Source organism: Comamonas sp. AG1104 (genome assembly GCF_003350425.1).
GTDB classification, from domain to species: domain Bacteria; phylum Pseudomonadota; class Gammaproteobacteria; order Burkholderiales; family Burkholderiaceae_C; genus Comamonas; species Comamonas testosteroni.
The window spans coordinates 382,081-407,284 of sequence record NZ_QQAS01000001.1 but is presented as its reverse complement, the minus strand read 5'-3'; the positions used below and the strand labels follow the sequence as shown (position 1 = coordinate 407,284).

Sequence of the window (25,204 nt, the reverse complement as noted above, 5' to 3'; positions counted from 1 at the left end):
CGTACCCTCGGGTCCAGTTATTTCCGCATTGCTGTTCATGAGCGCCTTTCACCATCCGCCGCCCGACGCCACCAGCCCCGTACCTCTGGAGTACGAGCGGCGCAGCACTGCTCGCTCGCCTGTGGGGCTGAACCTGTTCTGGCGAACCTTCTGCCTGCTGGCCCTGCTGCTGGTGGGCAGCATTCTGGCCTGGCTGCAGACACTGCGGGCACTGGATTTCGAGCCGCGCACGCTGCAAACAGCCAAGCAAGTGGCCTCTTTGGTCAACCTGAGCCGCGCCGCACTCGAGCATTCGGATGCGATCAATCGCGTCTCCCTGATCAAGACCATGGCCGACCAGGAAGGCGTGCGCATTCTGCCCCGCGAGCCCGGCGACTCCTTCGAGCTGCTGGAGCAGAACGCCCTGGGCCAGAAGCTGACCGAGGAGCTGACCACCCGCCTGGGCTACGGCACCGTGGTGGCGCGCAGCGTCAACGGGGAGCCTGGCCTGTGGGTGGGCTTCACCATCAATGGCGACCGCAACTGGATGCTGATGGACCAGTCGCGCTTCACTCCTGCCAGCGGCCAGACCTGGCTGATCTGGCTGATCACGGCCGCCCTGCTGTCGCTCATCGGCGCAGCCGCCATCGCCCGTCTGATCAACCGGCCGCTCAAGCAACTGTCTTACGCGGCCAATCGCGTGCGGGAGGGGGACTTCGACGCCAGCCAGCTTGACGAGGAGGCCGTGACCAGCGAAATCCGCGAAGTCAATATCGGCTTCAACCGCATGGCGCAGAAGCTGGCCAAGCTGGAGCAGGATCGCGCCGTGATGCTGGCCGGTATCTCCCACGACCTGCGCACGCCGCTGGCGCGGCTACGTCTGGAAACCGAGATGAGCGTCTATGACGATGTGGCGCGCGAGCACATGGTGGCCGACATCGTTCAACTGGACGCCACCATCGACAAATTCCTGGATTACGCCCGCCCCGATCATCGTGTCATGCTCAGCCCCGTGGATCTGCACGCCGTGGTCGCCTCCTGCGTCTATGCTGTGCAGGACCACCGTGAGCTGCAAATCACCATGAACGTGCCGGAAGACCTCTATGTCATGGCCGATGAGGTGGAGCTGGCACGCGTGATCTCCAACCTCTTCGAGAACGCACGCCGCTACGGCAAGACCCCGTCCACCGACACCACCGAGGTGGACGTGGTTGCCAAGGAAAGCGAGAAATGGGTGGTCATCCGCATCCGCGACCATGGCAAGGGAGTGCCTGCCGAGCAACTGGCCAACCTGACCCAGCCCTTCTTCCGCGGCGACACGGCGCGCACGGCAGCTGCGGGCGCAGGCCTGGGCCTGTCCATCGTGGACAAGACGGTGCAGCGCATGGGCGGCATGTTTGCCCTGTCCAACTCATCGACGGGCGGCCTGGTCGCCCATCTGCAGCTGCAGCGCGCCATGGGTGTGACAGCCGGTGCGGCGCCCGAGCAGCGCCTGCAGCGCCCCCAGGTCAAGCGCAATCTGCCGCGCGACAAGAAAGACGATGAGGTCGTGGAAGACTGAATCTGCCCACCCCATTGCACAATCGGCATCGCCTTTCAACCATCTGCCGGAGAGTTCACCATGCAAGCCCGATGCCTGTGCAAAGCAGTTCTCGTCACCGCTCCCGATACCCACGAAGTTCATGTCTGCCACTGCAGCATGTGCCGGCGCTGGGGAGAAGGCCCTGCCTTCACCCTGCATGGCGGCACGGCGGTGCAGACCAGCGGCCCCGTCACGCGCTATGCCTCCTCGCCATGGGCCGAGCGTGCCTTCTGCAGCAGCTGCGGCACCCACCTCTTCTACCGCCTGCTGGCAAACAACGAGCATTTTCTGTCTGCCGGGCTGTTTCAGGACGCCCAGGGACTGACACTGGCGCAGCAGATCTACATCGACGAGAAGCCCGACTATTACGCGTTGGCCAATGACACCCCGACCCTGACCGGGGCCGAAGTGCAAGCCCTCTACAGCGATTCATGACCGCCTTTCGCAGCGGCCATTGCGCCGAACGAGGCTAGGCAGTCCGCACCAGCAAGGCCACGGCACGGGCCTCCATGGCCTGCTGCTGACCCACAGGCCCCAGCTTCTCGGCCGTCTTGGCCTTGACGTTGACCTGCTCCACATCCAGCTCCAGCACCTGGGCAATGCGCTCGCGCATCTTCTCGATATGGGGTGCCAGCTTGGGCGCCTGGGCCACGATGGTGCTGTCGATATTGCCGATCTCGAAGCCCTTGGCACGCACGCGCCTGGCAGCTTCGGCCAGCAGCACGGCGGAGTCAGCCCCCTTGAACTGCGGGTCGGTATCCGAGAAATGGCGGCCGATATCGCCCAATGCCGCAGCACCGAACAAGGCATCGGTGATTGCGTGCAGCAGCACGTCGGCATCCGAATGCCCGAGCAGCCCCAGGGTATGAGGCACTTCGACACCACCCAGAATCAGCTTGCGCCCAGGGACCAGGGCATGGACATCCCAGCCTTCACCAATACGAAAATTCATAAAAATCCTTGTCAAACCCTTGCTCAGAAAGCGCAAGCAGCTATTAAATTAAATACCATCTGTGCCAATCCGGCTCGGACACGGCCTTGCCCGTCGCCAAGCTCAGTCGATGGCGAATCCGTCTACCCACGCGCCTTGCGCTGCAGCAGCACAGCCTCGGCCAGCGCGAAGTCGTCGGGATAGGTCACCTTGAAATTCTGCGCACCACCCGGCACCAGTCTGGGTGAGTGACCGGCCAGCTCCATGGCGCTGGCTTCGTCGGTCACCGCAGCACCCGCCGCCTGCAGCGCAGCCAGCAAGGCTGCAATACGGAACATCTGCGGCGTCTGAGCCAGCCATTTGTCGCTGCGCTCCACCGTCTGCGCCACACGCGCCGGGCCTGCGCCGGCGGCCTGCTGCTTGAGCGTGTCGGGCAGCTTCAGCGCCAGCAGCCCACCCACCGCATCCGGCAGGCAGGCATCAATCAAGGCATTGACCTGCGCCGATGCAACCAGACAGCGCGCCGCGTCATGCACCAGCACCCAGTCCTCGCCGCTGGCCCCCATGCGCAGCAACTCCTGCAGGCCGTTGCTCACGGTCTCGGCACGGGTGGCTCCGCCACAGGCAGCAATGCCGAGCCGATCGTCCGTGGCGCGCCCCTGCCAGAAACCATCGGCAGCAGAGACCACCAGCAGCACCCGGTGCATGCGCTGCACCGCCAACATGGCGGCCAGCGTGTGCATGACCATGGGCTGGCCCGCAACGCTCTGGTATTGCTTGGGCAGCTCGGGGGCAGGGGAATCTGCAGCAATGGCGCGCAGACCGACGCCCGCGCAGGGAATCAGCCCCCAGCAGCGGGGCGCAGATACCGGCGACGACGACGACGACGACGCCGCATTTGCCTTGTCGTCCGTCATGGACTCAGGCGAGAAAAACCGATCTGTCATGCACAGTATTTTAAAATCAGCATTTCGTCCGAAAGCCCCTGAGATCCATCGAAGACCTGCTTTCGACTTGCATCGCCTTGAGGTGTCCCCATTTTGAGTGAATGCGCCGCCAACCATCAGCTCCGCGCTGATTGGGCTGTGAGCCCTGCCTTTGATGGCCGGACTCGCCCGCATTCAATCTGTCCCCTTTTTTTTTGCATCCAGCCCGCACCTGTGTGCCGCTGCCTGCGCTCGTCTGTGAAAAACCATGCAACTGCCCAAGCTCACCCCCGGTAAACGCTTTCACCTGCCCCGCCCTGTTGGCAGCGCCGACGCACTGCTGCTGGCCAGGCTGGGCGAGCGTGAAAAGCAGGACGGCCGGGTCACCGCCATCGTCACGGCCGATGCCGCCGATGCCCATCGCCTCATGGAGGAGATGGCCTTCTTCGCCCCCGAGCTGCGCTGCGCATTGTTTCCCGACTGGGAAACCCTGCCCTACGACAGCTTCTCACCACACCAGGATCTGATCAGCGAGCGCCTGGCCACGCTGTGGCGCATCAACCAGCGCGACAAGCAGCATGGCGCCGATGTGGTCATCGTGCCCGCCACCACGGCCCTCTATCGTCTGGCCCCGCCCTCGTTTCTGGCCGGCTATACCTTTGAATTCAAGCAGGGCCAGAAACTGGATGAGGCCAAGCTCAAGGCCCAGCTCACGCTGGCGGGCTACCAGCATGTGTCCCAGGTGGTCAGCCATGGCGAATACGCGGTGCGCGGCGGCCTGATCGACCTGTTCCCCATGGGCTCGCTCCAGCCCTACCGCGTGGACCTGTTCGACGACGAGATCGACTCCATCCGTACCTTCGACCCCGACACCCAGCGCAGCCTCTACCCCGTGCCCGAGGTGCGCCTGCTGCCCGGCCGCGAGTTCCCGATGGACGAGGAGGCGCGCGCCAAGTTCCGCAGCCGCTGGCGCGAGCTGCTCGAAGGAGACCCCACGCGCAGCCGCATCTACAAGGATATGGGTGTGGGCATTGCCACGGCCGGCATCGAGTACTACCTGCCGCTGTTCTTTGACGAGACGGCCACCGTCTTTGACTATCTGGGTGACGAGGCCACCGTGGTGCTGCACGGCGATCTGGAGCCGGCCTTCCAGCGCTTCTGGCAGGACACCAAGGACCGCTACCGCCTGGTGCAAGGCGACCCCGACCACCCGGCGCTGCCGCCCGAGACCCTGTTTCTCAGCGCCGACCAGTTCTATACCCGCAGCAAGGAGCATGCCCAGCTGGCATTGCGACCGGGCACCGAAGATGTGGCCGACAGTGCCATCTTCCAGAAGCTCGAAGACCTTTCCGTGCTGCGCGGAGCCGATGATCCGCTGGCCAAGCTGCAAAAACATATAGCAGCGGGCACAAGCAGGGTCTTGCTTCTGGCCGAGTCCGACGGCAGGCGCGAGAGCCTGCTGGACTTTTTCCGCGCCTCGGGCGTCAACCCGCCCGTGTTCGACTCTCTGGCCGAGTTCCAGGCCGATGCCACAGAAAAGGTCGGCATTGCCACCTCAAGCCTGATGACGGGCTTTGCCTGGATCGAGGAAGGCCTGGACTTTGTCACCGAAACCGAGCTGTTTGCCAGCAGTCCCACGGGCCGCCGTCGCCGCCGCCAGGAGCAGGTCAGCGACGTGGAGGCCCTGATCAAGGACCTGTCCGAGCTCAAGGTGGGAGACCCCATCGTCCATGCCGACCATGGCATTGGCCGCTATCGCGGACTGATCAATATGGACATGGGCCAGAAGAACCCTGACGGCACGCCCGCGCTGCAGGAATTTCTGCACCTGGAATATGCGGCCGACGCTGTGCTCTATGTGCCCGTCAGCCAGTTGCACCTGATCAGCCGCTACACCGGCGTCTCGCCCGACGATGCGCCCCTGCACAAGCTGGGCGGCACGCAATGGGAAAAAGCCAAGCGCAAGGCCGCCGAACAGGTGCGCGACTCGGCCGCCGAGCTGCTCAATATCTACGCCCGCCGCGCCGCGCGCCAGGGCCATGCCTTCCGCTTCCCCACGGCCGACTATGAGCAGTTTGTGGCCGACTTCGGCTTCGAGGAAACGGCCGACCAGCGCGCCGCCATTCACGCCGTGGTGCAGGACATGATCAGCCCCCAGCCCATGGACCGCCTGGTCTGTGGCGATGTGGGCTTCGGCAAGACCGAGGTCGCGCTGCGCGCGGCCTTTGTGGCGGCCATGGGCGGCAAGCAGGTCGCCTTCCTGGCCCCCACCACGCTGCTGGCCGAGCAGCACTACCAGACCCTGGTGGACCGCTTCTCCAAATGGCCGATCAAGGTGGCCGAGGTGTCGCGCTTTCGCTCGGGCAAGGAGATCACGGCCGCCATCAAGGGCATCTCGGACGGCACGGTCGATATCGTGGTCGGCACGCACAAGCTGCTGTCCGAGTCCACGCAGTTCAAGAACCTGGGCCTGCTCATCATCGACGAGGAACACCGCTTTGGCGTGCGTCACAAGGAGGCCATGAAGGCCATGCGTGCCGAGGTCGATGTGCTGACACTGACGGCCACCCCGATTCCGCGCACCATGGGCATGGCGCTGGAGGGGCTGCGCGATCTGTCGGTGATTGCCACGGCGCCGCAGCGGCGTCTGGCCATCAAGACCTTTGTGCGCAACGAGGGCACGGGCGTGATTCGCGAAGCCGTGCTGCGCGAGCTCAAACGCGGCGGACAGATCTACTTCCTGCACAACGAGGTCGAGACCATAGAGAACCGCAAGCAAAAGCTCGAGGAAATCCTGCCCGAGGCCCGCATCGCCGTGGCCCACGGCCAGATGCCCGAGCGCGAGCTGGAGCGCGTGATGCGCGATTTCGTGGCCCAGCGCTACAACATATTGCTGTGCTCGACCATCATCGAGACCGGCATCGACGTGCCATCGGCCAACACCATTCTCATCAGCCGCGCCGACAAGTTCGGTCTGGCACAGCTGCACCAGTTGCGCGGCCGCGTGGGACGCAGCCATCATCAGGCCTATGCCTATCTGATGGTGCCGGACCTGGACGGCCTGACCAAGCAGGCCCAGCAGCGGCTGGAGGCCATCCAGCAGATGGAGGAGCTGGGCTCGGGCTTTTATCTGGCCATGCATGACCTGGAAATCCGTGGCGCCGGCGAGGTGCTGGGTGAAAACCAGAGCGGCAACATGATGGAAGTGGGCTTTCAGCTCTATAACGAGATGCTGTCCGAAGCCGTGCGCAGCCTCAAGGCTGGCAAGGAACCCGATCTGCTATCGCCGCTGTCGGCCTCCACCGACATCAATCTGCACGCACCGGCCCTGCTGCCCAACGACTACTGCGGTGACGTGCATCTGCGCCTGTCGTTCTACAAGAAGCTGGCCACAGCCAAGACGGCCGATCAGATCGATACCCTGCTCGAGGAAATCGTGGATCGTTTCGGCAAGCTGCCGCCCCAGGCGCAGACCCTGATTGACGTGCACCGCCTGCGCGTGCTGAGCCAGCCCTATGGCGTGGTCAAGGTCGATGCCGCCCCCGGCGTGATCAACATCAGCTTCAAGCCCCAGCCGCCGATCGATCCCATGAACATCATTCACCTGATCCAGAAGAACAAGCACATCAAGCTGGCGGGCAACGAGAAGCTGCGTATCGAAAAAGAGCTGGAGAACCCCAAGGACCGTGCCCAGATGGTGCGCGATGTGCTTCGCAGCCTGGGTCAGCCGCTCAAGAGCGAAACAGCTGTTCATGCCTGACAAGGCTGCTGACAACGCCAGCAGGGCTATTGAGCCCAGTCCGATGCAGACGGTGCAAGATGGCGGCGGAACCTGATTTTCCGAGCCGCCATGTTTCTGGAAACCGCCATCACCCTGCTAGCCCTGCTGCTGGCCCTGCTCTGCCGTCCCTGGCGCATGCTGGGCAGCCGGGCCGGCCCCGGCGGCATGCATGACCCGGTGCTGTCGCCGCTGATCACACCGCTGCTGGCCATTCTGGTGTTGCTGCCCTGGATCTGGGCGCTGCCAGAGCTGCACAAAATGCCTTTGCAACTGCACTGGTCTGGTGCACCGTTGGTGCTGCTTATGATCGGCTGGCCGCTTGCGGTGCCGGTACTGATTGCGACAAGCGCGATTGCCTTTGCGCTGGCTCCCGCACTCGGACTGCAGGACGCTCTGGGCCTGGCGGTCTGGCAGGGGCTGGTGCCGGCCACGCTGGCCATGCTCTGGGGGGCAGCAGTGCGCCGCTGGTGCTGGCACAACATCTTTGTCTTTATTTTCTTGCGCGGCTTCCTGGGCACGGTTGTGTGCGTGTTCATTGCGTCCTTGCTCGGCCAATGGGCCGGGCATGTGCTGCCCAATGTCAACGACGAGCTCTCGCACATGGCGCGCTGGCTCATGGCCTGGAGCGATGGCGTGACCACCGGCATGCTGACAGCGGTATTCGTGGTGTTTCGCCCGCACTGGGTGGCCACCTGGTCCGATGCCATATACCTGCAGCCGCCTGGCAATCCTGAAAGCTGAGGCCCTCGAGGCGCATCAGCTCTACCACTTCAGCTCTACCACTTCAGCTCTACCACTTCAGCTCTGCCACTTTCCCGTCCACTGCGCAAACCGCATCTTTCCCATCCGGCTAAACGCCAAGGCATTTGGCACAAGGCTTGCTCATCATCGGGCTATCGCACCGCGGCAATCACCAAGCTGGTGCATATCTTGAGAAAGAGAGGGATCGCATGCTGCTCCAACCCGTTCGCAATATCGCTCACAGCAAAATTCGCCATGCCGTTCATGCCATGGCCCGCCCCGCACTGGCCTGCGCGCTGGCTGCAGGCTTTGCCGTCACGGCACAGGCACAGGACGCCTATCCCGAGCGCGCGGTCAAGGTCATAGTCGCCCTGCCCGCAGGAGGCAGCGCCGACATGATTGCCCGAGTCGTGGGGCAAAAGCTGGCCAGTGAACTCAAGCAGCCTTTTGTGGTGGACAACCGCGCCGGCGCCTCGGGCCAGATCGGCACGCCGGCCGTGGCACGCTCGGCCCCGGACGGCTATACGCTGATGGTCTCGCCGGCCTCATTCCTGACCACCAACAAGAGCATCTTCAAATCCCTGCCCTATGACCCCGAGACCGACTTCGCGCCCATCAGCAAGCTGGTGAACCAGCCCATGGTGCTGGTGGTCAAGGACAGGCAGAAATTCCCCAGCGTGGCTGCCGTGGTGGCGGCAGCCAAGGCCGCACCGGGCAAGCTGACCTTTGCCTCCTCCGGCGACGGCAGCCCCCAGCACCTGGCCGCGCTGATGTTCGAGACGCACACCCAGGCCAAGATGCTGCACGTGCCCTACAAAGGCGGTGCGCCAGCCGTCAACGATACGCTGGCAGGCAATGTGGACATGCTGTTTGCCGTGCTGCCCGAAGCCCTGCCCCATATCCAGGCCGGCAAGCTGCATGCCCTGGCGCTGATGGCGCCCAGGCGCGCGGCCATGCTGCCCAACACCCCCACCATGGCGGAAGGCGGCTTTGCCGACCTCAACCTCTCGGCCTGGGTCGGCCTGTTCGCTCCGGCCAAGACGCCGCAGCCCGTGATCGACAAGCTCAACCGCGCCGTGCGCGTTGTACTGGACAGCGAGATCAAGACCAAACTGGGTGAAAACGGCATGGAAGTCGCGCCATCGACGCCAGAGCAGCTCAGGCAGACCGTGGCCCAGGACATCAAGCTGCATGCCGAGCTGGTCAAGGCCGCAGGCATTCGGCCGCAGTAGATGCCGTCTCGTGCAGCATCAGGGGGCAGACTCCTGGGTGAATGGCCAGCCGAAGCCCGCCACAACAGCGGATAATGGCGGCCATCTTGAGGAATGGCGCAGACCCGATCTCCGCCATTCCCCCTTCTGCTACCCCCTCATTCGCACGACTCGCAATGACCGACGCCACCGAATTCGCTCCCGGCCTGATGATCCGCGGCTTTACCGCTCCCCAGAAGCTGGCGGACTACAAGCTCATCGCCTTTGATATGGACTCGACGCTGATCACCATCGAGTGCATCGACGAGATCGCCGACGCCACGGGCAAGAAGGCCGAAGTGGCGGCGATTACCGAAGCCACCATGCGCGGCGAGATCACCGACTTCAAGGACAGCCTGCGCCAGCGCGTAGGCAAGCTGGTCGGAGTGACCGAGGCCGACATGGCCCGCGTTCTGGCCGAACGCATGAAACTCTCGCCGGGCGCTGAAACCCTGGTCAAGGCCGCCAAGGCCGCGGGCCTGAAGGTGCTGCTGGTCTCGGGCGGCTTTACCTACTTTGCCGAGCATGTGCGCGGCCTTCTGGATATCGACTTTGTGCGCGCCAATGTGCTGGAGATCAAGGGCGGAGCACTGACCGGCGGCCTGGTGGAGCAAGCCTGGGGCGATATCTGCGACGGTGCGGAAAAGCGCCGTACCCTGCTGGAAGTGGCCTCGCTGATCGGCATCGATGCCAGCCAGTGCATTGCCGTCGGCGACGGCAGCAACGACATTCCCATGATGCAGGCGGCCGGTCTGTCTGTGGCCTTCCACGCCAAGCCGCGCGTGCGCAACGAGGCCAAGGTCGCCATCAACGAAGGCGGCCTGGATCGCCTGCTGGAAGTGCTCCGCTAGTCTGAGACAGATTCGCCCAGCACCAAGCCGCAGTCCCTGCTTCCGGGGGACTGCGGCTTTTTTGCGTGCGCTGAGGTGCGGCATTTCTCTGCGGCTTTGCTAAAGTGCCATGCATCTTCCTCAACCCGGTCGAAAGGTCAGAGCATGAGCCAACTCAGAATCGCCGTCATCGTGGGCAGCCTCAGCAAGCAGTCCATCAACCGCCAGCTCGGCCAGGGCCTGGCCGCACTCATGCAGGACAAGGCCGAGTTCGAATTCATCGATATCAGTCGCCTGCCGGTCTACAACCGCGACTTCGACAACACCCCCGATTTCAAGCCCTTCGACGACCTCAAGCCCCTGATTCGCGCCAGCAACGGCGTTCTGTTCGTGACGCCCGAATACAACCGCTCCATCCCTGCATCGCTCAAGAACGTGCTCGATGGCCTGAGCCGTCCCTATGGCCAATCCGTCTGGGCAGGACTGCCGGCCGCCGTGATCGGCAGCTCGCCCGGCGCGGCTGCTACGGCCATGGCCCAGCAGCACCTGCGCAATGTCCTGGTGTCGCTGGACATGCCCACCCTGCCCCAGCCCGAGGGCTTTGTGCGCTGGTCCGACACCATGCTCGACGCCGATGGCAAGATCGGCCTGGGCAGTCATGACTTCCTCGTCAAGTACATGACACGCTTTCTGGACTGGGTGCAGTTGCACCAGAAGCGCTAAAGCAATCTTCCGCCGATTCGATAGCATGCCCCACTTACGCTTCAGGCGCTGCGGGGGGGCACTTCATGACTATTTCCCTGCATTGAAGACTGCTGGAACTTTTGCGCATGCAGACTGTTCCTACAATAGCGTGCGGCCTCATACATCACACAACATCCGGCCGCCAGGGTCTGAGCCCTGTCCTTTTACGGACAGTTTCAGTTCAGCACCTTGAAAATCCACCCATTGACTTTAAATACCATAGCAAGCAAGTCTGATGCGACAAGAGTCGCAAGGCATGCTGGTGGCCTGCATCCTTGAGAAGCAGACGGCCATCTATGACAACCATGACTGGAAACCAATTCGTGAAGACTTCGTACCGTGCTGCTGCCTCCGTGATTGCTATCGCCATCGCATCGCTGACCGTGCCTTCCCTGGCTCAGGCCAAGCGCATGGGCAGCAGCAAGTCCGTTCGCCCTGCCAGCATCGGCAGCAAGGCGCCCGCTCAGCCCGCACCCGTGGCTCCTGCCGCCGCCCCCAAGGCTGCTGCACCGGCCACACCAGCAGCCCCCGCCGCGGCAGCAGCTCCTGCGGCCGCTCCCGCAGCTGCAGCGGCTCCTGCCGCTCGTGGCTCCGGCATGATGGGCACCATGGCAGGTGCTGCCGTTGGCGCCGTGGCCGGCACCATGGCTGGCAATGCCATTGCCGGCGCCATGGGTGGCGGCGACAAGGAAGCCGAAGCCAAGAAGGCCAAGGAAGAAGAGGCCAAGAAGGCTGAAGCGGAAGCCGCCGCTCTGCAAAAGAAGCTGGACGAAGCCAAGGCCAAGGCGGAAGCCGCACGCGCAGCTGTCAAGTAATCAACAGGCTTTGTTGCCGCCAGGCACACCGGGCCTGCGGCCACTGTCAAAAAGGGATGCACCTGCATCCCTTTTTTGCATCCTTTTTCGTCACGCTCTGCATGATTTTGTGCCACCCGGCACACGCAAGATGAAGGACCACAGCCATGCACCATGAGCTGGCCGTGGCCGCCGATGCCGGCCTCCGCCGCGATCTCAGGCGCGCTAGACAGCGGCCATGATCGCTGCAGCCGCAGCCAGAATGCAGGCAGCCACAGCGGCCCAACGGGCAGCGATGCTGATCAGGGCAACGACGAGCAATGCGCCCGCCGATAGCCAGCCCAACCATGCCACAACGCCTACGGACCAGCCCCAGGCCTGTACGCAGGGCATGACCGCCGCAGCCAGCAGCCCCGCTCCCACTGCGCGCAGCAGCCCTGCTCGCGCCGCAGAGATCTCCATGGCAGCCGTGAGCTGCTCGTGGTGGCGCTCCATGGCAAACGCCAGCGCCGCCATGCCCGCAAAGCTCAGCGCAAACGCCAGCCACGATGCTTGCAAGACATTCATGCTCCCACCTCCATCTTGCCCTTTGAAACCGGGCTTTCCGAACGGGCGCTGCGGCGCCGCAGATAACGCCAGGCCCAGGCTGCAAGCAATCCCATAGCCATGGCGCTCAGCTCCACCCCTGCGCTCTCCCAATCGCCGCGAGCGATCTGCGCAGGCAGGCTGTCACCGACCGTGATCCAGTTCAGCAGCGGCAGCAGCAGGCATAACAGGGCAAGCAGGCCCAGTTGCTCCTGCCATGCCGCGGCGGGCGCACGCACCAGGGCATGCAGCAGCGCCAGACTCCAGAGCCCAAAGAACACCGCCAGCTCCCAGTTCGCTCTATGGGACAGCCCGACGGGAACCAGGCGGTTGGCCCACAGATAGCCGATGCAGCCCAGACTCAGACCCGCGATGGCCGCCACATTGAGCCCTTCGACGAGCCGGTACACGCGCGCCGTGGCGCTGCCGAACTCGCCAGCCTGCCGACCCAGATGCTTGTTGCGACGCTTGACCATGAACAGGATTGCCCCGGTTGCCATCATGGCGCTGCCCGCCAGCCCGCAGAGGAAATACAGCCACTTGAGCGGCTGACCGCCGAACTCCACCTGGTGCAGACTGCCTATCACCGACTTGGCCATGGAGGCGTCACCACCGTCCACCTCGCCAGGCTGGCGCAGCCTCAGCACCTCGGCTGTCGCCGCCGAAAACATCACCATGCCGGTCGACGGGTTCAGGCGCTGCTGCATTTCCTCGTCGCTGTTCCAGCCGTAGACACCGATGCGCGCCGCCACGTCACCGGGGTTGTCCACGACCACGGCCCGCACAGGCTGTCCCATCAGTTCCTGACCGCGCCGAGCAAACGGCTCCAGATCCGGAACAGCCATGACCTTGCCCGATCGCTCAGGCCTGTCCGACTCGTTGAGCGCCACCACATAGGAGCGCAGCCCCTGACTGTCGGTACCAAAATAGGCCGCAATGCCGGCGGGCATCAAGGTCGAGGCGGAGATGGCAATCCCCGTATAGGCAATCATGACCTGAAACGGCAGCGTCAGCACCGCCACCGCATTGTGGGCATCCAGCCAACTGCGCTGCCCCTTGCGAGCACGAAAGGTGAAGAAATCCTTGAAGATGCGCCTGTGCGTGATGACCCCGCTGAGCAGCGCCACCAGCATGGCCATGCCCGCAATGCCGACCACCCAGAGTCCTGCCTGCCCTGCATGCAGCCGATAGTGGAAATCCACGAAATGGTGACCGCCCTGGGTGGCGCGCACGACGCCACGAGCTGGGTCTCTGACCAGCGGCTGGCCGGTGGCGGAATCCAGCTGGGCCGAGGCGTACTGGTGCTTTTCATCGAACCAGTACACACGCAGGTCGCCAGCGCCCTCGGCATCCGAAGGCCATAGCTCCCACATCTCGGCCCCCGGATGGTGTTTTTCCATATAGGCCAAGCCCCAGGCCAGGCGCTGGCCCAGATCACCCCCACGCTGGCCGGAAGCACGGGCGGCCGCCTGCGCCTGCTCCTGGGCGTGATGCTCGGGTGTCATCCAGTGGGAGATGGGCTCCTCGAAGACCGCCAGCGTCCCCGTGAAAAAGACCGCGAACAGCAACCAGGAAAACCACAGGCCGCACCAGGTGTGCAGCCAGGCCTGGGCCTGGCGAAAACCGCCCTGGCCTGCTCCGCCCGCATTTTTACGCTCGGCCATGCTCAAGCACCTCCAGCCAGCCAAGCCGAGACGCCCGCCAGCACGACGCTGGGCAGCAGCAGCCCCAGCCAGACGCGGCCCGGCGACACCGGCGAGAAGGCCCAGATCACGGCCAAAACATACACAGCGAAACTCCACAGCATGCCCGCCAGCACCGACTCGGCACGCGGCTCGGACAGGACCGTCGCCAGGAATACGGCCAGGGCGCTGGCCAGCAGATAGCCACCCAGGACGGCGGCCAGCAGCCGGGACAGGACGCTGCTGCCCACAAAGCGTAGAAAGAATGGAGTCATGACATAAGGAAAGAGATGGAGGCCCCGGACAGCCCGGGGCGAAGCAAGCCGCAAGGCCCTTTCTCTATGTATGACAAACGAAAACCCGAAAAGGGTCATCCGCGCCGCGCCCTGGCACAGGCCGGCCCGAGCAGCAGTGCCGCAGCGACGCGTGCTTGCCGCCGCCAGCCCGCACAGGGCTTTGGCTGAACTAGGGCAGGGCGGGCCAGCAACAGCCCGCCTGGCGCGCCTCCGCACTCAGGCAGAAGTGGCTGGCGGACTCGAGGACCCGAGTACTGCCAGCCCTCAGAAGTCGTAGCGCATGCCCACATTCACGCTGCGCGGTGCACCCCAGGTGTAGTAGAGGCCACCCAGACTGCTGACGCCGGCAAAGTATTTCTTGTCCAGCAGATTGTTCACGTTCAGGCTCAGCGACAGATGCTTGTCGACCTGGTAGCGGGCCATCAGATCCAGCACGGCATAGGACTGCTGGGCCAGTGTGTTGTGGCTGTCGCTGGTCGAGGTCTTGCTTTGCCAGCGAGTCGCAGCCCCCAGCGTCAGACCGCGCAGCGCGCCGCCTTCGAAGCGGTAGGTGCTGCCCAGCTTAAGCTGGTACTTGGGGTATTGGCTGGAGCTGGTCAGCGAGCTGTTTTGCTGCACCAGACTGCCCTGCACCTGCCAGCCGCGCGCCAGCTCGCCCGACAGCTCCAGCTCCCAGCCGCGCCGCGTGGCGCCGCTGACGGCACGGTAGGCCATGTCGCCGCCAGGCGTGAAGCTGCCTGTCTCCTCGGCCGAGTTGTCGGTCTTCATCCAGAAGTGAGCGATGCTGGCGTTGAGCCGCTTGTCGAAGAACTCGCCCTTGGCCCCGACCTCATAGGTCTTGCCTTGCTCGGGATCGAGGGTACGCCCCTGTTCATCCTGGGCGCTTTGCGGCTTGAAGATGGTCGCGTAGCTGCCGTACAGCGAGACCTGGGGATGCACTTCGTAGACCAGGCCGGCATAGGGCGTGGTGACGGTCTCGCGCATATCGTAGTTCCACCAGGTGGGCGTCACGTCATGCTGGCGGTACTGCGTCACGCGCATGCCGGCTATCAGCTGCAGCGGATCTGCCAGGCGGAAGCGCCCTGCCGTATAGGCATACTGCTGACGCTGGTTGAAGACATGGCGGTCATAGTTCCAGTTGCGGAAATCGGGCTGCGCCAGCGCACCACCGCCCTGGGCATAGCTCAGGCCCAGATTGGCCAGAGGTACGTTCTTGGAGCTGCCGTAGAGCAAGCCGCTGTGGTAGCGCGACACACCCACGCCGGCCAACAGCTCGTGCGTGCGTCCCAGCAAGGTGAAAGGGCCTTTGACATCGAGATTGACCGACCAGTTGCGGTTTTCCACGTCCTGCCACGGCAGATAGGCAGCGGTTGTGTTGTTCCAGAGGTAGCCCAGCGTCATGTCGTCCATCTTCACGCTCTGATGGAAGAACTTCAGGGTTGCCGTCCAATCATGGGCCAGACGCTGCTCCACGCTGCCGAACAGCTCGGTGCTTTCCTGTTCATAGCCCGACCAGGGCGCACCGTTATTGAACGAGCGCGGCATCAGCCCCACTTCGGCACCCGCTGCGGTGTAGCGCTGGATGGGTCGGGTCGTGCCAAAGCCGCGTGCCTCGCGCTGACGCAGCGTGATGCCCAGATTCAGCAGGGTATCGGGCGTGAGGTCGGCCTCCAGCGTGCCGAACAGCATCTTGCTGTTGCTCTTTTCGTTGTCGCGAAAGCTGCCCGCATCTGTCATGGACGCAACCACGCGGCCGCGCAGCGTCCCCGCCTCGTTGAGCGAGCCGCTTATATCGGCCTGCGCACGGTAGGTATCCCAGCTGCCGGCATTGGCGCGCGCACTGGCCTGGAACTCACGCGTGGGACGCTTGCGGATCAGATTGACGGTGGCGCCATAGCCGCCTTTGCCGACAACCAGTCCCGACGAGCCTTTGAGAACCTCGACACGGTCCATCTCCGCCATATCGTCCAACGAATACATGGTGCTGGTGACGAAGTACCAGCCATTGCTGAGCTGGGACATGCCGTCGACCTGCAGGTTCACCTCCGAGCCGCGGGCCTGGAAGTCCGTCGCGTTGTTCTGGCGATAGACGCCAATGCCCGGCGTCTGCTCCAGCACATCTGCCAGTGTCTCCAGCTTGAAGTCGTCCATCCGCTGGCGTGTCATCACGCTCACCGACTGCGGCGTCTCGCGCAGAGTCAGGCCCAGGCCCGTAGCCGTGCGGCTGGGCCCCGTCTGGGTGTAGCTGCCCGTGCCTTCCGTGGTGCCGCTGCGCTCGGCCTGGACCGTGACGCGCACCTCCGACAGGGTGCTGCCCTCCTCACTCGAGACGGGCGCCACTGCCTGCCTTTGCAGGGTATAGCTGCCGCCAGGACGCGACACCAGCTCCAGCCCGCTGCCAGCCAGCAAGCGCTGCAGTGCCTCGCGCGGCGTAAAGCTGCCGGAAAGCACCGGGCTTTGCCGGCCTTGTGTGAGCGCAGGATCGAACGACAGTGCCATGCCGGCCGTAGCCGCCACCTCGGACAGCACCCGGCCCAGCGGTCCTGCTTCTATCCGGTAGGCCTGAGCCTGCCCGGCTGCAGGCGGCTCGGCCGCCTGTACGGCGGTCGCTGCCAGCGCCCAGCCCAGCAAGGCAAGCTGCGCGGCGCGCGCAACGGGGCTGAATACAGGATTCGATAGGGAACGGGAGGCCATGGAAGCAGGCATGAAAGACAGTCCTTTGGAAGCAAAAATGAGTGGTTCACCTTGCTTGCCAAACAACTTTCCAGAAAGTCTCACCTTCGTGCATTTTTTTAGAAGATGCCTTGCTTGTGAACTCAGCGGGCCGCCACCGTGACCCAATAACCCTGCCAACGCCGGTGCACCGTCACGGCATAGGTTTCGACCAGCATGGCCAAGGCCCGGTCGGTATCGGCCAAGGGGTACGCACCCGAAACTTTGATGGACACCGCCTCCGGGGCACAGTTCAGCAGGCCGGGCCGGTAACGCGACAGCTGGGCACAGACTTCTGCCATGGGCATGGCATCCGCCACCAGCATGCCGTGCACCCAGGCCAGTTGCTGCGGCCCTGCCGTCTGCAGCTCCCCTGCGCCCAGCGCAGTCAACCTAGCCCAGTTGCCCGCGGGCACCACCAGCGCGGGCCGGGAGGCTCCGAGTAATGTGACTTCGACCGCACCCTGGGTTACGGCCAGATCCACGAATTTGCCTTCGCTGCTCTGCTGTACCGAAAAGCGTGTGCCCAGTGCCCGCAGGCGCCCCACGGCCGTCTCAACCAGCAACGGCCGGTCCACGCCGCTGGGATCGGCGGCAGTTTCCAGCAGGATCGAGCCCCGGTGCAGATGTATCAGGCGCTGATGAGCATCAAACCGGATATCGACAGCCGTTCCTGTATCCAGCAGCAAACGGCTGCCATCGGCCAATGTCACGAGGCGCTGCTCGCCCGTGACAGTACGCAGATCGGCTGCCCATCCCTGCTGCTGTGCCACACGCCAGCTCATCCAGCCACCAGGCACTGCGGCCAGCAAAACAGCCAACTTGGCCACTGCGGCCCGTCGGCTGCGACGCTGCGATCGGCCCAGCGCCGGCATGGCCAGCGCCGGCGGTAACCCTCCCAGCTTGTCCATCAGCCGCTCGGCCCGCATCCAGGCGCCTTCATGGGCGGGACTGGCCTGGCGCCAGCGCTCGAAGGCGACGCTTTCGGCAGCCGTCAGGCCTTCATCGTTCAGGCGGACCAGCCAGTCCGCAGCTTCGTCCAGCAAACGTGCATCCATTGCAGTCATTCCATCAGCGCCAGACACTGCCTGAAAGCCTGGGCCATGTAACGCTTGACGCTGGTCAGCGACACGCCCAGCTGCAAGGCGATATCGTCGTACTTCATGTCCTCCAGCTGTGAAAGCAAAAAAGTGCGTCGTACCAGCGGCGGCAAGGCATCAAGCATGGCATCTATCTCATGCAGGGCCTCCAGCACCAGGGCCCGGTGCTCAGGCGACGGCGCTTCAGGTTCGGGCAAGAGGGCCAGAGCCTCCAGATAGGCACGCTCCAGCGCCTGCCGCCGGCACCAGTTGACCAGTACCCCTTTGGCCACTGTGGTCAGATAAGCGCGCGGCGACTCTATGCGCGGCGGCTCGCGCACGCCCAGGATTCGGACAAAAGTGTCTTGCGTCAGATCTGCTGCATCAAAGGCATTGCCCACCTTTCGGCGCAACCAGCCCTGCAACCAACCGTGATGATCTGTGTAAAGCGCGGCGACTTCACGATGGGAGGCTGTTTCGACAACGGGCATGGTGCAATGGGGATAGATCTCAAACAGACCTCAAATGATATCAATTCTCATTTCAGGTTTCTCAATGCCTTCACTATTTCCGCATATGTTTCAGCTCCATCTTCTGCCGGCCGCATCGCCTTGTGCCCGCGACAAGCTTGGTGGAAGGGCCGGCCCTGCACAATCACTCACACGCAATACTTCGATGCCTGGAACTCCGCTACTGACCATTCACGCACGCGGCACACCCTCTCGGACGCCTGCTCGCATCAACCTCCCGGCACCTGCTGGATGATTGCAAGACTATTGCGCTGTTGAGCTCTGCGATGCTTTACTCGGCAGGTGATTGATGCAAATGTCTGGAACCGAGCCGTTTCATATCCAGGTTGGTATTCAAGGACCTCAAGAATCAAGATGACAAGCTTTCGCTCTCACAAGCTTTTACATCGCATCGTGCTCGGCAACCTGCTGGTAGCGGCCTTGCTGTGTTTTGCCACATGGCTGGGCGTGCATGCCAATTACCGTGCGGACATGGACCTGGGAGTGGCCGTCACCAGACATCAGGCGCGCAGCCTGAGCTTGGAGCTGGCTGCCGAGGTGCGACTGGTGGACAACGCTCTGTCATCGATTGCCAGTCGTTACCGCGCGCGCAGCTTTGACGGCCTTGCCGCTGCCAACTTTGCCCTGTACGAAATGCTCCATGAGCAGCGTGCCCTGATTCCTTTTGTCACCGCCCTGCGCATCACGGACAGTGCTGGCGAGGTACTCATCACTCCCAGCGAAATTGATGTGCCGTTTTCAGTGGCGGAACGCGCCTATTTCGCCCAAGCCCGCGAAGCAGACCGAATGGTGGTGTCCGAGCCTTTGATCAGCCATTCCTTCGGAAAATGGTCTATCGTGCTAGCGAGGCGTCTTCAGGCCGAGGGCGGTCAGTTCCAGGGCATCGTCTATGCCATAGTCGCGGCCGAGCATTTTCACCAGCTATTCCAGCGCCAGTCGTTCGGCACGAGCAGCGCCATGGCATTGCGCACCGATCAGGCACTGCTGGTAGCGCGCTATCCGGCTGCAAGCCAGGACGCCGACGCGGGTATCGGCAAGGCCGCCGTCTCGTCTGAATATCACCAGGCCATCAGCCGCAACAGCGAGGAAGGCTGGTACATCACACCGACCCTGATCGATGGCGTGGAGCGCATCACGGCCTACCATCGGTTGCCTGGATATCCTCTGACGGTGTTTACCGGGCTGGGTACGGAAGCCTATATGGCCATGTGGCGAGCCTCAGCCTGGCGTGCATGGGGTCTCACCGGCTTGTGCATTGTCCTGATCGCTCTTGGTTCGGTGGCACTTTACCGGCTGCAGCAGCGTGAACGCCGCATCCGCAAAGAGCAGGAGCTGGTCATCAACAATGACCTGATCGGCATGGCTCGCCTGCGCGAGCGCAAGATCGTCTGGACCAACCCCGCCATGCGCCGTCTGCTCAAGCAGCCAGCAGCTGCACTGCAGGGCGCATCCACGCGCATGCTTTACCCGGACGAAGCCTCCTACAGGCGTATCGGCGAAAAAGCCTATGCCTCCTTGCTGGCTCGGGGCAAATTTCACGCGCAGTTCCAGGTACAGAATGCCGAGGGCAAGCTTTTGTGGGTGGATGCATCCGGCACACTGCTGAATGCCGAAGAGTCGCTATGGATTCTGGTGGACATCGACGCCCTCAAGCAAGGTGAACAAGCCGCCAATCACCTTGCCAACCACGACGCTCTGACGGGTCTGGCGAACCGCCGAGCACTTGAGGAAACGCTGAACCAGGAGCTCGCCGACGGCCAGATGCTTGCCGTGTGCTTCATGGACCTGGATGGTTTCAAACAGGTCAACGACACCCAGGGTCACGATGCGGGCGACGAAGTTTTACGTGTGGTGGCTGCCCGACTGACGGCCCAGGCTCGTGCCGGCGACTGCGTTGCCCGCCTGGGCGGCGATGAGTTCGTGGTGCTGCTATCCGGCTTGCGCACTTCCGGTGAGGCCATGTCTGTCATGAAGCGATGCATGGAAGCCGTGCGCCAGCCCATTGCGCTGGATGGTGGAGTGATGGTGCAAGTCGGCAGCAGCATCGGTATCTCCATCAGCACCGCAGGTAGTTCCTCGGCCAACCTGATGCAGAGTGCGGACGAGGCCATGTACTCAGCCAAACATGCAGGCAAGGGGCGCATTGTTCAGCATTCGGACCTCTCGCAAGACTCAAAGGCGTGAGAGCATCCCCTGCGAGCAGCTGCATCCATATATGTCCAGAGCCGGGAATTGACAACGCCTTCGGGCCAAAGCAGGGCATTTTGAAGACTCGCGGCCAGGCCGCAGTCAGCCAAGCCCAAAGGCCTGCTACCTGCTTCCGACCAAGGGCGAACGGCCAGGGCTTGTGCAGGCCCGCCTGCCGCATATCTCATCTGGCCGTCTGAAGCCTGCCCTCTCTGCGACCTATTCCTGTGCTCTTGGCGGCAGCCCTGCAGCCTTGCGAATGGGCTCCAGCAAACCGCTGAGTCCGTTGTGATCAAGCTCCTGCATCAAAGCCAGCAATTGACCGATCTCGCCTTTGGGAAAGCCCTCGCGGGCAAACCAGTTGAGGTAGTTGCCGGGCAGATCGGCAATCAAACGGCCCTTGTACTTGCCATAAGGCATAGGCACGCGCACCAGGCGCTCCAGCATTTCGGGATTCATGGCAGTCAATCGGAATGAAATTTTGTATAAAAAACGACGCTCTTATAACCAAATAAGAAAAATGTCCTGCAGACGTCGGTACACGGCACTAGACTATGTACCTTAGTTCACTGCGGTCCAGATGAGGCCCGGAATTTATTGCAACTTGCTGAAGAAGGTCAGAACCAATGTTGAAGAAAGCTCTCTCTGCTATCGCTATTGCCACTCTGGCGCTGTCGGCCCAGGCTGCTGACGTGCTCAAGGTGGGTGCCACGGCTGTTCCTCACGCCGAAATCCTCAATCACATCAAGCCCGCACTGAAGGCTCAGGGCATCGATCTGGAAATCAAGGAGTTCAGCGACTACGTGCAGCCCAACGCCGCCGTGGAAGACAAGCAGCTCGATGCCAACTTCTTCCAACATCAGCCCTATCTGGACAGCTACAACAAGGACCGCAAGACCTCGCTGGTGGCGGTGCCCAACGGCAAGGTTCATGTGGAACCCTTCGGTGCATACTCCAGCAAGATCAAGAACATCAAGGATCTGAAGAATGGCGCTACCGTGGCCATTCCCAACGACCCTTCCAACGGCGGCCGTGCGCTGATTCTGCTGGCCAAGCATGGCCTGATCGAGCTCAAGGACCCCAAGAGCCTGACCCCTACTGCTCTGGACGTCGTCAAGAACCCCAAGAAGCTGAAGTTCAAGGAACTGGAAGCGCCTTTGCTGCCCCGCGCCCTGGCTGATGTCGATCTGGCTCTGATCAACACCAACTACGCAATCGAAGCCAAGCTCAACCCCACCAAGGATGCCCTGTTCATCGAAGGAGCCGACTCGCCCTACACCAATATCGTGGTGGCCCGCAAGGATCGCGCCAACAGTGCCGACATTGCCAAGCTGATGAGCGCTCTGCACTCTGCAGACACCAAGAAGTTCATCCAGGAAAAGTACAAGGGCGCCGTGGTTCCTGCGTTCTGATTCGCAAAAGTCTTAGCAGCGCTGGCCGCCCCTCATCGACAGGGGTGACGGCCGCGCTCGAAAGGGTACGGTGGGCACAAGCTCCTGCTGTTGTCCCGGGGCCGGACAGAACCGGCCGCCGACCACACTTGACGACCTGACCCAGAAAAAAGCGCTGCTTATGCAGCGCTTTTTCTTTTCATTTGATAGCTTATAGCGCTTTACAGGCAAGGGCCTTAAGCAATTTCCACTTGAGATTTCTCAATGCGAGGGGGCAGGCACCGAGTGCCGCAAAACCGGTGTCTCGCCATCGCCGTTGACGCTTTCCAGATGCACGCCAAATCCCCACAGGCGAGCCACATGCTTGAGAACCTCCTGCGCATCTTCTGCCAGCGGCCTGCCCTGGTACTGGGTATGCCGCAGGGTAAGACTGCGGTCGCCGCGCAGATTCACGCTCCAGGCCTGAATATTGGGCTCACGCGTCCCGAGGTCGTATTGCTGAGACAGCAACTGGCGCAGCGTGCGGTAGCCATCTTCGTCGTGAATGGCGCTGACCAGAACATCACGTTCGTCAGGGTCATCGTGCAGAGAGAACAAACGCATGTCGCGTATCAGGTGCGGGCTCAGAAACTGGCCGACAAAGCTCTCGTCCTTGTAATTGCGCATGGCGTGGTGCAGCGCCGGCAGCCAGGGCGTACCGGCCATGTCGGGAAACCAGCGGCGATCTTCTTCGGTCGGCTTTTCGCAGATCCGCCGAATATCACGGTACATGGCAAAACCCAGCGCGTAAGGATTGATGCCGCTGAAAGCCCGGTGGCCCGCTGGAGGCTGGTAGATCACATTGGTATGCGATGACAGCCACTCCAGCATCACGCCATCGGTCAACCAACCCTCGTCATACAGAGTGTTGAGCAATGTGTAATGCCAGAAGGTGGCCCAGCCCTCGTTCATCACCTGAGTCTGGCGCTGCGGATAGAAATACTGGGCGATCTTGCGCACGATGCGCACGATCTCTCGTTGCCAGGGTTCGAGCAAGGGAGCGTTTTTCTCGATGAAATAGAGGATGTTCTCTTCGGGCTCTCGGGGAAAGCGCTCGCTGCCTTGCGTCGTGCTGTCCTTGTCCTTGTCCCTTCGTGCTGGAAGGGTGCGCCACAGCACATTGACCTGTTGCTGCACATAGGCTTCACGTGCCTCTCTCTCGGCGCGCTCGCGCGACAGGCTTTTATGCGAGGGACGGCAATAGCGGTCCACACCAAAGTTCGACAACGCATGGCAGGAGTCCAGCAACTGCTCCACGGTGTCGAAACCATAGCGTTCTTCGCATTGCGCCACATAGTCGCGTGCATAGACGAGATAGTCGATGATGCTGCCCGCGTCGGACCACATGCGAAACAGATAGTTGTTCTTGAAAAAGCTGTTGTGCCCATAGGCCGCATGCGCAATCACCAGGGCCTGCATGGCCGTGCTGTTCTCCTCCATCAGGTAGCTGATGCAAGGGTTGGCATTGATGACGATCTCATAGGCCAGTCCCATGTGACCTCGTCGGTAGCGGCGCTCCGTGGCCAGAAACTCCTTGCCATAGCTCCAGTGCCGGTAGTTGACCGGCATGCCCACGCTGGAATAGGCATCCATCATTTGTTCGGCCGTGATGATCTCCAGCTGATTCGGATAGGTATCCAGGCCGTAGCGCTCAGCCGTGGCCGCAATCGCCGCGTGATACTGTTCGATCAGCTCGAAAGTCCAGTCGCTGGGGTCGGGCAAGGGAGACGCCGGTCGCTGGGACGCCATCAAAGGCGCCTGCGGCACATCGCGAAAGCGCGGCTCCCCTTGAACATGCGAATTTCCGGCCTTTCTGCTTGCGCTGAGATCCAGCACGGGATAGAGATTGAGGTTCATATCGATACCCCATCCTTTTTGAAGAGATCGCGGAACACCGGGTAGATCTCGTTGGCGGCCGATACCTTGCGCATGGCGAAATGGGGGAACAGCGGCAGCAGGCGGCTGTACTCCTCCCAGAGACTCTGCTCCTCGAGCACCACTTGCAGGTATGCGTAGTAGCGCACCAGCGGCAATATTCTCTCGGCCAGAAGGCTGTGGCATTTGCCACCATCGTCGCTGAAGTTGTCGCCATCGCTGGCTTGGGCAACATAGATATTCCAGTCGTTGACCGGATAGCGGGCCCTGATGATCTGTTCGAGCAGGACCAGCGCGCTGCTGACTACCGTGCCACCGCTTTCCGTGGAGTGAAAGAACTCGTCTTCGCTGACTTCTGCAGCCTGGGTGTGGTGGCGGATGAAAACAATCTCGATCTTGTCGTAATGCCTGGTGAGAAACAGGTACAGCAGAATGAAAAAGCGCTTGGCCAGTTCCTTGCGCTCCTGATCCATGGAACCGGACACGTCCATCACACAGAACATCACGGCCTGGCTGCTGGGCACAGGCACCTTGCTGCGATTGCGAAAGCGCAGATCCAGTTGTTCCAGGAAAGGCACTGCGCCGATACGCTCACGCAAGGTATCGATACGGCGCTGCAACTCGGCTACTGACTCACTGGTGCCGTCATCCTGCGCCAGCAGAGTTTCAAGCTGTTCTTCCAGCGCCTTGAGCTCACGGTGCGGAGCTTTGGTCAGCGCAATGCGCCGCCCCAGGGCGCCGCGCATGGTGCGCACCAGCGCCAGATTGCTGGGCGTGCCGTCATGGCTGTAGCCGGCGCGCCTTGTCTTGTATTGCAAGGTGTTGCCGATGTGGTTGCGCAGCAGGCGCGGCAGGGCCAGATCTTCAAAGAAAAGCTCCATGAACTCTTCCTTGGTCAATGTGAAAGTGAAGTCGTCCTGCCCCTCACCGCTATCGCTGGCCTGCGATCCTGAGCCGCCGCCTCCACCAGGCGGCCGGGCAATGCGATCACCGCGCACATGCTCGCGATTGCCGGGCAACACCATATCGCGGATACCACCCTGCCCATGCCTGAAGACCGGCTCCTGAATGTCTTTTTTCGGAATGGTGATGCTTTCCGCCTGATCGATATGGCGGATGTCGCGCGCAGACACGGCTTTGCGCACCGCCTCCGCGATCTGCTCTTTGAAACGCCGCACAAACCGCTCGCGGTTGCCCACCGATTTATTCTTGCCTGCGAGCCTGCGGTCGATGATATGCAGTGCCATCTGTGCTCCCATCTCAAGGGGCT

22 protein-coding genes are annotated in these 25,204 nt (G+C 62.5%); 11 read left to right on the top strand and 11 right to left on the bottom strand.

The window, feature by feature from the left end:
• The first annotated feature begins 37 nt into the window (after positions 1-37).
• Entirely contained in the window at positions 38-1,540 is a 1,503-nt protein-coding gene (locus DFO48_RS01820; RefSeq protein WP_114862686.1) for a sensor histidine kinase, read from the top strand.
• Positions 1,541-1,600: 60 nt separating this feature from the next.
• A complete protein-coding gene (locus DFO48_RS01815; RefSeq protein WP_034369663.1) occupies positions 1,601-1,996 on the top strand; it encodes a GFA family protein in 396 nt (131 codons plus the stop codon).
• 34 nt (positions 1,997-2,030) lie between these two features.
• Here DFO48_RS01815 and ispF read toward each other — a convergent pair whose 3' ends face one another.
• Both ispF and ispD read right to left on the bottom strand, forming a co-directional pair.
• On the bottom strand, positions 2,031-2,513 hold the full coding sequence (gene ispF / locus DFO48_RS01810) for a 2-C-methyl-D-erythritol 2,4-cyclodiphosphate synthase (RefSeq protein ID WP_003079838.1): 483 nt from the start codon (positions 2,511-2,513) through the stop codon (positions 2,031-2,033).
• A gap of 122 nt (positions 2,514-2,635) precedes the next feature.
• Positions 2,636-3,409 carry a 2-C-methyl-D-erythritol 4-phosphate cytidylyltransferase gene (gene ispD, locus DFO48_RS01805; RefSeq protein WP_114862348.1) on the bottom strand — a complete coding sequence of 258 codons (774 nt, stop codon included), beginning with the start codon at positions 3,407-3,409 and terminating at the stop codon, positions 2,636-2,638.
• 277 nt (positions 3,410-3,686) lie between these two features.
• Here ispD and mfd point away from each other — a divergent pair, with 277 nt between their 5' ends.
• From mfd to DFO48_RS01775, 6 genes are all read left to right on the top strand, one after another.
• Positions 3,687-7,178 carry a transcription-repair coupling factor gene (mfd, locus tag DFO48_RS01800; protein ID WP_114862347.1) on the top strand — a complete coding sequence of 1,164 codons (3,492 nt, stop codon included), beginning with the start codon at positions 3,687-3,689 and terminating at the stop codon, positions 7,176-7,178.
• A 90-nt stretch (positions 7,179-7,268) separates the two neighbouring features.
• Positions 7,269-7,940: a hypothetical protein gene (locus DFO48_RS01795; RefSeq protein WP_114862346.1), complete on the top strand. Its 672-nt coding sequence runs from the start codon at positions 7,269-7,271 to the stop codon at positions 7,938-7,940.
• 209 nt (positions 7,941-8,149) lie between these two features.
• A complete protein-coding gene (locus DFO48_RS01790) occupies positions 8,150-9,172 on the top strand; it encodes a tripartite tricarboxylate transporter substrate binding protein (protein WP_114862345.1) in 1,023 nt (340 codons plus the stop codon).
• 155 nt (positions 9,173-9,327) lie between these two features.
• Positions 9,328-10,041 carry a phosphoserine phosphatase SerB gene (serB, locus tag DFO48_RS01785; RefSeq protein WP_114862344.1) on the top strand — a complete coding sequence of 238 codons (714 nt, stop codon included), beginning with the start codon at positions 9,328-9,330 and terminating at the stop codon, positions 10,039-10,041.
• Positions 10,042-10,185: 144 nt separating this feature from the next.
• The gene (locus tag DFO48_RS01780) at positions 10,186-10,743 is read left to right on the top strand and encodes an NADPH-dependent FMN reductase (protein WP_114862343.1); all 558 of its coding nucleotides are present in this window, start codon (positions 10,186-10,188) and stop codon (positions 10,741-10,743) included.
• Between the two features lie 317 nt (positions 10,744-11,060).
• Positions 11,061-11,579: a hypothetical protein gene (locus DFO48_RS01775; protein WP_003079857.1), complete on the top strand. Its 519-nt coding sequence runs from the start codon at positions 11,061-11,063 to the stop codon at positions 11,577-11,579.
• A 204-nt stretch (positions 11,580-11,783) separates the two neighbouring features.
• Here the strand turns inward: DFO48_RS01775 and DFO48_RS01770 are convergent, their stop codons facing one another.
• From DFO48_RS01770 to DFO48_RS01760, 3 genes are read right to left on the bottom strand one after another with little or no spacing between them, the layout of a single operon-like run.
• Positions 11,784-12,125, bottom strand: coding sequence for a DUF3325 domain-containing protein (locus DFO48_RS01770; RefSeq protein WP_114862342.1), 342 nt, complete (start codon positions 12,123-12,125; stop codon positions 11,784-11,786).
• The gene (locus DFO48_RS01765; RefSeq protein ID WP_114862341.1) at positions 12,122-13,807 is read right to left on the bottom strand and encodes a PepSY domain-containing protein; all 1,686 of its coding nucleotides are present in this window, start codon (positions 13,805-13,807) and stop codon (positions 12,122-12,124) included. The genes DFO48_RS01770 and DFO48_RS01765 overlap by 4 nt, the downstream gene beginning before the upstream one ends.
• A 2-nt stretch (positions 13,808-13,809) precedes the next feature.
• A complete protein-coding gene (locus DFO48_RS01760; protein WP_003079868.1) occupies positions 13,810-14,100 on the bottom strand; it encodes a DUF3649 domain-containing protein in 291 nt (96 codons plus the stop codon).
• 66 nt (positions 14,101-14,166) lie between these two features.
• Between DFO48_RS01760 and DFO48_RS25780 the strand changes: the two genes are divergently transcribed.
• Positions 14,167-14,289 (top strand): hypothetical protein, encoded by a 123-nt coding sequence (locus DFO48_RS25780; protein WP_255413066.1) that lies wholly within the window; start codon positions 14,167-14,169, stop codon positions 14,287-14,289.
• Between the two features lie 96 nt (positions 14,290-14,385).
• Here the strand turns inward: DFO48_RS25780 and DFO48_RS01755 are convergent, their stop codons facing one another.
• The 3 genes from DFO48_RS01755 to DFO48_RS01745 all read right to left on the bottom strand — a co-directional run bounded on the left by DFO48_RS01755 (position 14,386) and on the right by DFO48_RS01745 (position 18,403).
• Positions 14,386-16,827 carry a TonB-dependent siderophore receptor gene (locus tag DFO48_RS01755; protein ID WP_114862685.1) on the bottom strand — a complete coding sequence of 814 codons (2,442 nt, stop codon included), beginning with the start codon at positions 16,825-16,827 and terminating at the stop codon, positions 14,386-14,388.
• Between the two features lie 110 nt (positions 16,828-16,937).
• The gene (locus DFO48_RS01750) at positions 16,938-17,891 is read right to left on the bottom strand and encodes a FecR domain-containing protein (protein ID WP_114862340.1); all 954 of its coding nucleotides are present in this window, start codon (positions 17,889-17,891) and stop codon (positions 16,938-16,940) included.
• A gap of 5 nt (positions 17,892-17,896) precedes the next feature.
• Positions 17,897-18,403, bottom strand: a complete 507-nt coding sequence (locus tag DFO48_RS01745) for a sigma-70 family RNA polymerase sigma factor (protein ID WP_034349759.1) — start codon at positions 18,401-18,403, stop codon at positions 17,897-17,899.
• 393 nt (positions 18,404-18,796) lie between these two features.
• On the opposite strand from DFO48_RS01745, the gene DFO48_RS01740 reads away from it, so the two are divergent.
• Positions 18,797-20,626: a sensor domain-containing diguanylate cyclase gene (locus DFO48_RS01740; protein ID WP_114862339.1), complete on the top strand. Its 1,830-nt coding sequence runs from the start codon at positions 18,797-18,799 to the stop codon at positions 20,624-20,626.
• A gap of 222 nt (positions 20,627-20,848) precedes the next feature.
• Here the strand turns inward: DFO48_RS01740 and DFO48_RS01735 are convergent, their stop codons facing one another.
• On the bottom strand, positions 20,849-21,088 hold the full coding sequence (locus tag DFO48_RS01735) for a DUF3820 family protein (protein WP_012838051.1): 240 nt from the start codon (positions 21,086-21,088) through the stop codon (positions 20,849-20,851).
• Positions 21,089-21,255: 167 nt separating this feature from the next.
• Between DFO48_RS01735 and DFO48_RS01730 the strand changes: the two genes are divergently transcribed.
• Positions 21,256-22,041, top strand: a complete 786-nt coding sequence (locus DFO48_RS01730; RefSeq protein ID WP_114862338.1) for a MetQ/NlpA family ABC transporter substrate-binding protein — start codon at positions 21,256-21,258, stop codon at positions 22,039-22,041.
• 240 nt (positions 22,042-22,281) lie between these two features.
• Here DFO48_RS01730 and DFO48_RS01725 read toward each other — a convergent pair whose 3' ends face one another.
• Together DFO48_RS01725 and DFO48_RS01720 are read right to left on the bottom strand one after the other, a co-directional pair.
• Positions 22,282-23,916 carry a SpoVR family protein gene (locus DFO48_RS01725; protein ID WP_003079900.1) on the bottom strand — a complete coding sequence of 545 codons (1,635 nt, stop codon included), beginning with the start codon at positions 23,914-23,916 and terminating at the stop codon, positions 22,282-22,284.
• Entirely contained in the window at positions 23,913-25,181 is a 1,269-nt protein-coding gene (locus DFO48_RS01720; RefSeq protein WP_114862684.1) for a YeaH/YhbH family protein, read from the bottom strand. Before DFO48_RS01720 ends, DFO48_RS01725 begins: the two co-directional genes overlap by 4 nt.
• Positions 25,182-25,204: the final 23 nt, after the last annotated feature.